9 protein-coding genes are annotated in these 8800 nt (G+C 64.8%); all 9 read left to right on the forward strand.

Going from position 1 to position 8800, the window contains the following annotated elements; genetic code table 11:
- Positions 1–95 precede the first annotated feature (95 nt).
- Positions 96–863: a DsbA family protein gene (locus CVM73_RS24330; RefSeq protein WP_100234381.1), complete on the forward strand. Its 768-nt coding sequence runs from the start codon at positions 96–98 to the stop codon at positions 861–863.
- Positions 864–1079: 216 nt separating this feature from the next.
- The gene (locus tag CVM73_RS24335) at positions 1080–1862 is read left to right on the forward strand and encodes a DUF1236 domain-containing protein (protein WP_100234382.1); all 783 of its coding nucleotides are present in this window, start codon (positions 1080–1082) and stop codon (positions 1860–1862) included.
- Positions 1863–2089: 227 nt separating this feature from the next.
- Positions 2090–2557, forward strand: a complete 468-nt coding sequence (aroQ, locus tag CVM73_RS24340; RefSeq protein WP_100234383.1) for a type II 3-dehydroquinate dehydratase — start codon at positions 2090–2092, stop codon at positions 2555–2557.
- Positions 2558–2592: 35 nt separating this feature from the next.
- Positions 2593–3087 carry an acetyl-CoA carboxylase biotin carboxyl carrier protein gene (gene accB, locus CVM73_RS24345; protein WP_100234384.1) on the forward strand — a complete coding sequence of 165 codons (495 nt, stop codon included), beginning with the start codon at positions 2593–2595 and terminating at the stop codon, positions 3085–3087.
- A 59-nt stretch (positions 3088–3146) separates the two neighbouring features.
- Positions 3147–4505: an acetyl-CoA carboxylase biotin carboxylase subunit gene (gene accC, locus CVM73_RS24350; protein WP_100234385.1), complete on the forward strand. Its 1359-nt coding sequence runs from the start codon at positions 3147–3149 to the stop codon at positions 4503–4505.
- Positions 4506–4609: 104 nt separating this feature from the next.
- Positions 4610–6136 carry a sensor histidine kinase gene (locus CVM73_RS24355; protein ID WP_100234386.1) on the forward strand — a complete coding sequence of 509 codons (1527 nt, stop codon included), beginning with the start codon at positions 4610–4612 and terminating at the stop codon, positions 6134–6136.
- Positions 6133–6573 (forward strand): response regulator, encoded by a 441-nt coding sequence (locus CVM73_RS24360; RefSeq protein ID WP_100234387.1) that lies wholly within the window; start codon positions 6133–6135, stop codon positions 6571–6573. Before CVM73_RS24355 ends, CVM73_RS24360 begins: the two co-directional genes overlap by 4 nt.
- Entirely contained in the window at positions 6570–7673 is a 1104-nt protein-coding gene (locus CVM73_RS24365; protein ID WP_100234388.1) for a sensor histidine kinase, read from the forward strand. Before CVM73_RS24360 ends, CVM73_RS24365 begins: the two co-directional genes overlap by 4 nt.
- A 59-nt stretch (positions 7674–7732) precedes the next feature.
- On the forward strand, positions 7733–8413 hold the full coding sequence (gene aat, locus CVM73_RS24370) for a leucyl/phenylalanyl-tRNA--protein transferase (protein WP_100234389.1): 681 nt from the start codon (positions 7733–7735) through the stop codon (positions 8411–8413).
- The last annotated feature ends 387 nt before the right edge of the window (positions 8414–8800 follow it).

Here is an 8800-nt window from a genome sequence, read left to right on the forward strand (position 1 = left end):
AACTCGAACGACGCCCGATACCACGACGTCACGACACCGAGCTCAAGTCCACCGGGACGTTTCTCGAAACCTGCTTTGAATAAGAGGATTTGCCTATGCCTTCGCTGCGCCTGCTTGCTCCCGCATTGTTTGCGCTCGCCATGCTCGGCGTGGCCGTGCCCGCCTCGGCCGACGGTTTCTCCGATAGCCAGCGCACCGACATCGAGGCGATCATCAAGAACTATCTCGTCAGCCATCCCGAGGTGCTCGAGGAGGCCATGGCCGAGCTCAGCAAGCGCCAGGCCGCGGCCGAAACGCAGAAGCACGAAGCCAGCATCGCGCAGAATGCCGAGGCGATCTTCAACTCGCCGCGCCAGGTCGTGCTCGGCAACAAGGACGGCGATGTCACCTTCGTCGAGTTCTTCGACTACAATTGCGGCTACTGCAAACGCGCCATGGGCGACATGCTCGACCTCATGAAGAGCGATCCGAAGCTGAAGGTCGTGCTGAAGGAGTTTCCGGTGTTGAGCCAGGGTTCGGTCGAAGCGGCCCAGGTCGCGGTCGCCGTGCGCATGCAGGACCCCTCCGGCAAGAAATATCTCGACTTCCACCAGAGACTGCTCGGCGGCCGCGGCGCCGCCGACAAGGCGCGCGCGATTCAAGCGGCGAAGGAAGCCGGCCTCGACACCGCGAGAATCGAGAAGGACATCGCCAGCCCCGAAGTGCGCGCCACCATCGAGGAGAACTTCAAGCTTGCCGAAGCGATGGGCATGAACGGCACGCCGAGCTACGTGATCGGCAAGCAGATCGTGATCGGCGCCGTCGGCGTCGAAAGCCTCAGGGAAAAGATCGGCATTGCCCGCTGCGGCAAAGCGACCTGCTGAGCGACACGACATTGCGTTGAAAGAGGCCGGCTCTCAGCCGGCTTCTTTTTTTGCGCGGTTCGGCCCGTCGCAGTTTGTCGCGGTCCGGGCGGGACCGTTCATCCGGCGTTCAACAAACAAACTCGTCGGAACCTCCTGGAATTCGGAACGACGGCGCTCTCCTTTCGTTGTCGGCGCGGGCAATGACGCAAAGAAATCACGTGAGGAGAGGTTCAAATGACTAATCGCTTTTTGGTCTCGGTTGCAGCCTTGGCGCTGATCGCCGGCACTGGTTTCGCCAACGCGCAAGGAACCGGAACCAAGGACTACGGGAGTGGCCAGCAGACCCAGCACAGTACGCAGCCTTCTGGCGAGCGCGGCGGCTCCATGGGCAAGCAAGAGTCCATGGACAAGCAAGACAAGGGAACGGTCGGTCAGACCGGCGGCATGAAGGATCAGCCGAGCGCTCATGACAAGTCGACTCAATCCGACAAGATGAACAAGGACCAGCCGGGTGCGACGCGTGAGAAGTCGACGCAGTCGGAGAAGTCGTCAACGGTCGGCCAGAGCCCGCGGAGTGACGAGAAGTCCAAGAGCATGAGCAAGGAAACCGAGACCAAGGGCACAAAGGACATGAAGGCCCAAGGTCAGCAAGACCGCAGCGGCATGAACGCGCCGGGCCACCAGGGTTCGCAGTCGCAAACGCAGACCCAGACCGGGACCGAGCGGTCGCAGACGACGACCGGCCAGGCTGGCGCGGCCGCCAAGCTCTCGACCGAGCAGCGCACGCAGATCACCTCAGTGATCCGCGAGGAGAAGGTCGCGCCCGTGACCAATGTGAACTTCAGCATCTCGGTCGGCACCCGCGTTCCGCGCGAGGGCATCACGCTTCACGCCCTGCCGTCCCGGGTCGTGACGATCTATCCGGAGTGGCGGACCTACAAGTACATCCTAGTCCGCGAGGAGATCGTGATCATCGATCCGGATACCTACGAAATCGTGGCGGTCCTGAACGTCTAAGGCCGGTTAACGGCAACCTCAGTGGCGGGCAGCAATGCCCGCCCCTTTGCATTCGGCCGGCAGCCATGCTTTGGACTGGTTAACAAGCAATTTCCGTAGTTTCCGCACAGGTTTTTGCACCCTGGATGAGGTGCCTGAAGGGTTCTGGGAGGTCCTTCAAGGCTTCCCCTAGGACGCTTTGTTACCTATAACCCCCGCCACGCCGAAGCACCTCTTCCGGGATTGGAATGGCTGAACCTGCAACCGACACGATTCTCGTCCTGAACGGGCCGAACCTCAACATGCTGGGGACGCGCGAGCCCGAAACGTATGGCCACGCGACACTGGCTGACGTCGAGGCGCTGTGCCGGGAGACGGCGGCGACGTTCGGCCTCAAGGCCGACTGCCGGCAGTCCAACCGCGAAGGTGAGCTGATCGACTTCATCCACGAGGCGCATCGGCGCAAGATGAAGGGCATCATCATCAATGCCGGCGGCTACTCCCACACCTCCATCGCGCTGCACGACGCGCTGCTCGCGGTGCAGATTCCGACGGTCGAGGTGCATGTGACCAACATCCACGCCCGCGAGAGTTTTCGTCACCATTCCTACACCGCGCGCGCGGCCTTCGCCTCGCTCTGCGGTTTCGGCATCGAGGGCTACCGCCTCGCCATCCAGGGCCTTGCCGCCAAGCTTGCCATCAAGCCCAAAGCCTGACGCTCCCCTCCAACAGAACATTCGGATCAAACAACATGGCGCGCCAGCCAGACGACAAAGCAGCCGCAAAGTTTTCCAGCGAGGATTCCGCGCTCGTCCGTGAGCTCGCTTTGCTGCTCGATGAGACCAGCCTCACCGAGATCGAGATCGAACGGGCGGGCCTGCGCCTGCGCGTCGCCCGCAACATCAGCGTTGCCGCGACCATGCCGATGCCGATGGCAGCCGCTCCCGCCGCCCTGCCGGTGGCAGCAAGCGCCGCCGCTCCCGCGGCTGCCGCGGCCGATCTGTCGAAGCATCCCGGCGCCGTGACCTCGCCGATGGTCGGCACCGCCTATTGGGCGCCGGAGCCGGGCGCAAAACCGTTCATCGACGTCGGCACCAAGGTCTCGGTCGGCCCGACGCTGCTGATCATCGAAGCCATGAAGACGATGAACCAGATCCCCTCGCCGCGCGCCGGGACGGTGACGCAGATCCTGGTCGAGGACGGCCAGCCGGTCGAGTACGGCGAGCCGCTCGTCATCATCGAGTAATTGTTGGGGCGGCCAGCCCGCCCTCGCCGCCTTTCGCGCGCCAGTCCCTCAAGGGCACCATGTTCGACAAGATCCTCATAGCCAATCGCGGCGAGATCGCCCTTCGCATCCTCAGGGCCTGCAAGGAGCTCGGGATCGCGACCGTCGCCGTGCACTCCACTGCCGACGCCGATGCCATGCATGTGCGGCTGTCGGACGAGAGCGTGTGCATCGGGCCGCCGGCGTCCAAGGACAGCTATCTCAACGTGCCCGCGCTGCTCGCGGCCTGCGAGATCACCGGCGCCGATGCCGTGCATCCCGGCTACGGTTTCCTCTCCGAGAACGCGCGCTTTGCGGAAATCCTTAGCGAGCACAATCTGCACTTCATCGGTCCCAAGGCCGAGCACATCCGCCTGATGGGCGACAAGATCGAGGCCAAGAAGACCGCCAAGCGCCTCGGCATCCCCGTGGTGCCCGGGTCGGATGGTGCGGTCGGCCCCGATGACGACGCGATGGCGATCGCAAGGAAGATCGGCTTCCCGGTGCTGGTGAAGGCGGCGGCGGGCGGCGGCGGCCGCGGCATGAAGGTCGCGCACAGCGAGGCAGACCTCCAGCTGGCGCTGTCGACGGCGGCCAACGAGGCCAAATCCGCCTTTGGCGATGCCTCGGTCTACCTGGAAAAATACCTGCAGAAGCCGCGCCACATCGAGATCCAGATCCTCGGCGACGGCCGCGGCGGCGCGATCCATCTCGGCGAACGCGACTGCTCGCTGCAGCGCCGTCACCAGAAGGTCTGGGAAGAAGGCCCCTCGCCCGTCCTCGCCGCCGCCGCGCGGGCCAAGATCGGTGAGACCTGCGCCAAAGCGATGCGCGAGATGAAATATCTCGGCGTCGGCACCATCGAGTTCCTGTACGAGGACGGCGAGTTCTACTTCATCGAGATGAACACCCGCATCCAGGTGGAGCATCCCGTCACCGAGAGCATCACCGACATCGACCTCGTGCTGGAGCAGATCCGCATCGCCGCCGGCGGCGACCTGCCGGCCAAGCAGGACGAGGTCCAGGTCATCGGGCATGCCATCGAGTGCCGCATCAACGCGGAGAATCCGCAGACCTTCCGCCCCTCGCCCGGCCGGATCCTGCAATATCATCCGCCCGGCGGCCTCGGCGTCCGGATCGATTCCGCCGTCTACCAGGGCTACACGATCCCGCCCTATTACGATTCGCTCGTCGGCAAGCTGATCGTGCACGGCAAGACCCGCGCCGAATGCCTGATGCGGCTGCGCCGGGCGCTGGATGAGATGGTGGTCGAAGGTATCGAGACCACACTGCCGCTGTTCCGTGCGCTGGTGCGCGAAGACGACATCATCAACGGCGACTACCACATCCACTGGCTGGAGCAATATCTCGCCGGCAATACGGAACCCAGCCCGAGATAATCTTGCGCCTTTTGGAACCCTTTGGCCCCGATCGCGTTCTGGACCGCGGGGACAGTTCCAAGGGGGCGTTTTGAACTCCACTGAACGTCGACAGGTAGATCGTCGTGAGGGCTGAAGCCCACCGACGGCGCGCGTTTTGGCAGATCCTGCTGCTTTCGGCGGGCCTTTTGGTGCTGACCGTAATCAGCGCCGGCTCCGTCTACCTCGTCAACAAGGCCCGGGAAGACAGCAAATGGGTGGTTCACACCATCGAGGTGGAGAACCAGATCAACGCCCTGCTGCTCGAAGTCCGGCGCGCCGAGAGCAGCGCCCGCGGCTTTCTCCTGACGCAGGGGCCGGATTTCCTGTCGGATCATGAGAAGGCCGTCGCTGCGATCGTTCCGGCGCTCGACAAGCTCACGCGCCAGATCAGCGACGATCCGGCGCAACGCGAGAACATTGAAAAGCTGAGAGCGGCAATCGAAACCCGGCTCGACCAGTTCTCGCGCGAGATGACCTTCGTGAAGCAGGGCCAGCCCGACAGGGCCACGGCGCTGATCCGCGAGGCCGCCGCCGGCAACACCACGACCACGATCGGCAACATGGCCAACGCCATGATCCGCGAGGAGGAGCGTCTGTTCCGGCTCCGAACGCTAAATTCCGACCGCAGCCAGACCCTCGCTGCGTCGATGACCGGCATCGGCTCCGGCCTCGTGGTGGTGCTGGCGATGATCTCGATCTGGCTGGTGCGGCGCTCGGCGCGCGTGCGCGACGAGGCTGAAGCCCGCCTGCGCGATGCCAACGTCAACCTGGAAACCGTCGTCGACGAGCGCACGGCGGACCTGCGCGAAGCCAACGACGAGATCCAGCGCTTTGCCTATATCGTCAGCCACGATCTGCGCTCGCCGCTGGTCAACATCATGGGCTTCACCAGCGAGCTCGAGGAGCTCGGCGGCGATATCTTCCGCCGGATCGGCGGCCTCACCAACGTCTCCGCCGACGGGTCGCCGCTGGCGCCCGGCGCTCCCGGCGAGATCGCGCTCGAAGGCGCCGACAAGCAGCTCTCGGAGGATTTCTCCGAAGCGCTCGGCTTCATCAAGACGTCGATCGCCAAGATGGACCGGCTGATCTCGGCCATCCTCAACCTCACGCGCGAGGGCCGGCGCGAATTCCAGCCGGTGAAGATCGACACGCGCGAGCTGATCGAGGCCATCGTCTCGACGCTGGCGCACCAGGCGGCCGCGGCGCGGGCCGAAATCCACCTCGAGCCGCTGCCGAACCTCGTGAGCGACCGTCTCGCCCTCGAGCAGATCTTCTCCAATCTGATCGACAACGCGATCAAATATCTCAAGCCCGGCGTGCGCGGTGAGATCAGAATTCGCGGGCGGACCAAGCTCGGCTACGCTATCTTCGAGATCAGCGACAACGGCCGCGGGATCGACGCTAGGGATCACCAGCGGATATTCGACCTGTTCCGCCGCGCGGGAACTCAGGACAAGCCCGGCCAGGGCATTGGTCTTGCGCATGTGCGTGCACTTGTGCGTCGCCTCGGCGGCACCATGTCGGTATCATCGGAACTGAACGCGGGCAGTACCTTCACGATCACGCTGCCGATCGCCTGGAACGTGAGCAACCGGAACAGAGATCGATGACCCAGCCTGTCAGCATCATCATGATCGAGGACGATGAGGGCCACGCCCGCCTGATCGAGCGCAACATCCGAAGGTCCGGCGTCAACAACGAGATCGTCGCGTTCGCCAACGGCAACGACGCCATGCGGCACCTGTTCGGCGCCGACGGCAGCGGACTCGTGCAGAAGGGCAACGCGCTCTTGATCCTGCTCGATCTCAACCTGCCCGACATGACCGGGATCGACATCCTGAAGCAGATCAAGGAAAACAAGTACCTGAAGGCCTCGCCCGTGGTGGTGCTGACCACCACCGACGATTCCCAGGAAATCAAGCGCTGCTACGAGCTCGGCTGCAACGTCTACATCACCAAGCCCGTCAACTACGAGAATTTCGCCAATGCCATCCGGCAGCTCGGCCTGTTCTTCTCGGTCATCCAGGTCCCGCCCGCCGCCACATGAACCAGCGCACGCCGACACTGCTCTACATCGACGACGACGATGCGCTGGCGCGCCTGGTCGATCGCGGCCTGACGCGGCGCGGCTACAGGGTCGTCCATGCCGCGAGCGGCGAGGAAGGTCTCGAGCGCATCCGCCGCGCCGGCGCCGAAGGTGGCATCGATGTCGTGGCACTCGATCAGTACATGCCGGGCCTCGACGGGCTGGAGACCCTCGAGCAGATCATGGCGATTCCGGATGCGCCGCCGGTCGTGTTCGTCACCGCCTCGCAGGATTCCAGCATCGCGGTGACCGCGCTCAAGGCGGGGGCGGCCGACTATCTGGTGAAGGACCTCCAGGGCGACTTCATCCCGCTCCTCCACGTCGCCGCCGAAGGCGCGCTGCGCCAGGCCGAGTTGCAGCGGGCACGCGATGAAGCCGAGGCCGAGGTCCACGCCTCGCGCGACCGCTACGCGGCCCTCGCCGCCGAACGCGAGCTCTTGCTGCGCGAGGTCAATCACCGTGTCGGCAACTCGCTCCAGATCATCGCCTCGCTGCTGCACCTCCAGGCAAGCTCCGCCGCGCAGGAGGAGGTCAAGGCGGCGCTGACCAATGCGATGGGCCGCGTCGCCGCGGTCGCGCAGGTGCACCGCCGCCTCTACACCTCGCAGGACCTGAAGAGCGTGGTCCTCAATCAATATCTGGACTCGCTGCTCGAGGATCTCCGCCGCTCGGCCGAAGGCGACCGGATGTCGCGCCTGACGCTGAAGGCCGAGCCGATCGAAATCGATCCTGACCGTGCGGTCGCCGTCGGCATCATCGTCAACGAGCTGGTGATGAACGCGGTGAAATACGCCTATCCCGACGGCGCCGGCCCGATCCATGTCGAGCTGATCTCGCAAGGAGACGATCTGCAGCTCTCGATCACCGACAATGGCGTCGGCGACAACGCCAAGGCCGATCCGCGCTCCACCGGCATGGGCCAGCGCATCGTCGCGGCCATGGCCTCCAAGCTCGACGCCACGGTCGAACGCGACCCCGCGCATTCCGGAACCCGGATCGTGCTGAAGTTCGGCCGCATCCCCGCAAGCGTCGGCAAGGCGAGCACCGCCGCCGCGGGCTGACCTCGCGCCGGCCGCGCCCCCATCGCAACCGCAATGCGATCCTGCTATGGTGGCAAGCCATGACTTCGCGCGACTCCGCCCCATCTGAAATCACGCCGGCCGTGCTGCTGCGCGCTTATGCCTGCGGCATCTTTCCGATGGCGGAAAGCGCCGACGATCCGACCCTGTTCTGGGTCGAGCCGGAGTTGCGCGGCGTCATCCCGCTCGACGGCTTCCGCGTCGCCTCACGGCTTGCGCGCACCGTGCGGTCGGACACGTTCCGCGTCACTGTCAACACCGCGTTCAAGGCGACCATCGCCGGCTGCGCGGCGCCGCAAGTCGGGCGCGAGGACACCTGGATCAACAAGCGCATCCGCGACCTCTATGGCGGCCTGCACGAGCTCGGCCATTGCCACAGCGTCGAAGCCTGGCAGGGTGACGACCTCGTCGGCGGGCTCTACGGCGTCAGCCTCGGACGGGCCTTCTTCGGCGAGAGCATGTTCCACACCGCGCGCGATGCCTCGAAGGTCGCGCTGGTGCATCTGGTCGCGCGGCTCATCCATGGCGGCTTCGAGCTGCTCGACACCCAATATGTCACCGAGCATTTGAAGAGCTTCGGCGCGCTCGAGATCTCGCGGCGGCGCTATACGGCGCTGCTCGACAAGGCGCTGGCGGGCGAACCCGGAGATTTCCTGAGGCTCTCCGCCGGCGAAGCGATTCCCGGCGCGCGCGCGCTCGAGATCATCGCCTCGCGGCAATGATCGTCGGCCGCGCTTAAGCGGAATAGCTTTAGGTTGAACTGATTGCCGCGGCTCTTTCACCTCTCCCGCTTGCGGGAGAGGCGTAGGCCGCCGCCGGCGGCCGTCATCTTAAGAAACGCCGAGGCAAAGCCTCGGCTATGGCGAAGCGCCGGGTGAGGGCTTTGTCCTCTTGGGGAGTGCCCCATTGCGGAAACACCCTCTCCCCGACCCTCTCCCGCTTGCGAGAGCTTTGCGCAATGTCTTGTGCGGGAGTGAGGTTCGATTTCGGGCTTTTTTTGAACGACCTCGGGCGTCGGGCGCGAAGTGGACAGGTCCGTTTTCGCGGCCGATCGGTGGTGGCGGTCGATGGCAGTCATGCTGCGGCCCCTGCGGGCTGCAGTACCGCCC

The organism is Bradyrhizobium forestalis (assembly GCF_002795245.1).
Taxonomy (GTDB): Bacteria; Pseudomonadota; Alphaproteobacteria; order Rhizobiales; family Xanthobacteraceae; genus Bradyrhizobium; species Bradyrhizobium forestalis.

What these genes read in the sequence shown, in the direction of transcription:
- CVM73_RS24330 (WP_100234381.1), top strand. Translation starts at nt 96, where the DNA reads ATGCCTTCGCTGCGCCTGCTTGCTCCCGCATTGTTTGCGCTCGCCATG.
- CVM73_RS24335 (WP_100234382.1), top strand. Translation starts at nt 1,080, where the DNA reads ATGACTAATCGCTTTTTGGTCTCGGTTGCAGCCTTGGCGCTGATCGCC.
- aroQ (WP_100234383.1), top strand. Translation starts at nt 2,090, where the DNA reads ATGGCTGAACCTGCAACCGACACGATTCTCGTCCTGAACGGGCCGAAC.
- accB (WP_100234384.1), top strand. Translation starts at nt 2,593, where the DNA reads ATGGCGCGCCAGCCAGACGACAAAGCAGCCGCAAAGTTTTCCAGCGAG.
- accC (WP_100234385.1), top strand. Translation starts at nt 3,147, where the DNA reads ATGTTCGACAAGATCCTCATAGCCAATCGCGGCGAGATCGCCCTTCGC.
- CVM73_RS24360 (WP_100234387.1), top strand. Translation starts at nt 6,133, where the DNA reads ATGACCCAGCCTGTCAGCATCATCATGATCGAGGACGATGAGGGCCAC.
- CVM73_RS24365 (WP_100234388.1), top strand. Translation starts at nt 6,570, where the DNA reads ATGAACCAGCGCACGCCGACACTGCTCTACATCGACGACGACGATGCG.
- aat (WP_100234389.1), top strand. Translation starts at nt 7,733, where the DNA reads ATGACTTCGCGCGACTCCGCCCCATCTGAAATCACGCCGGCCGTGCTG.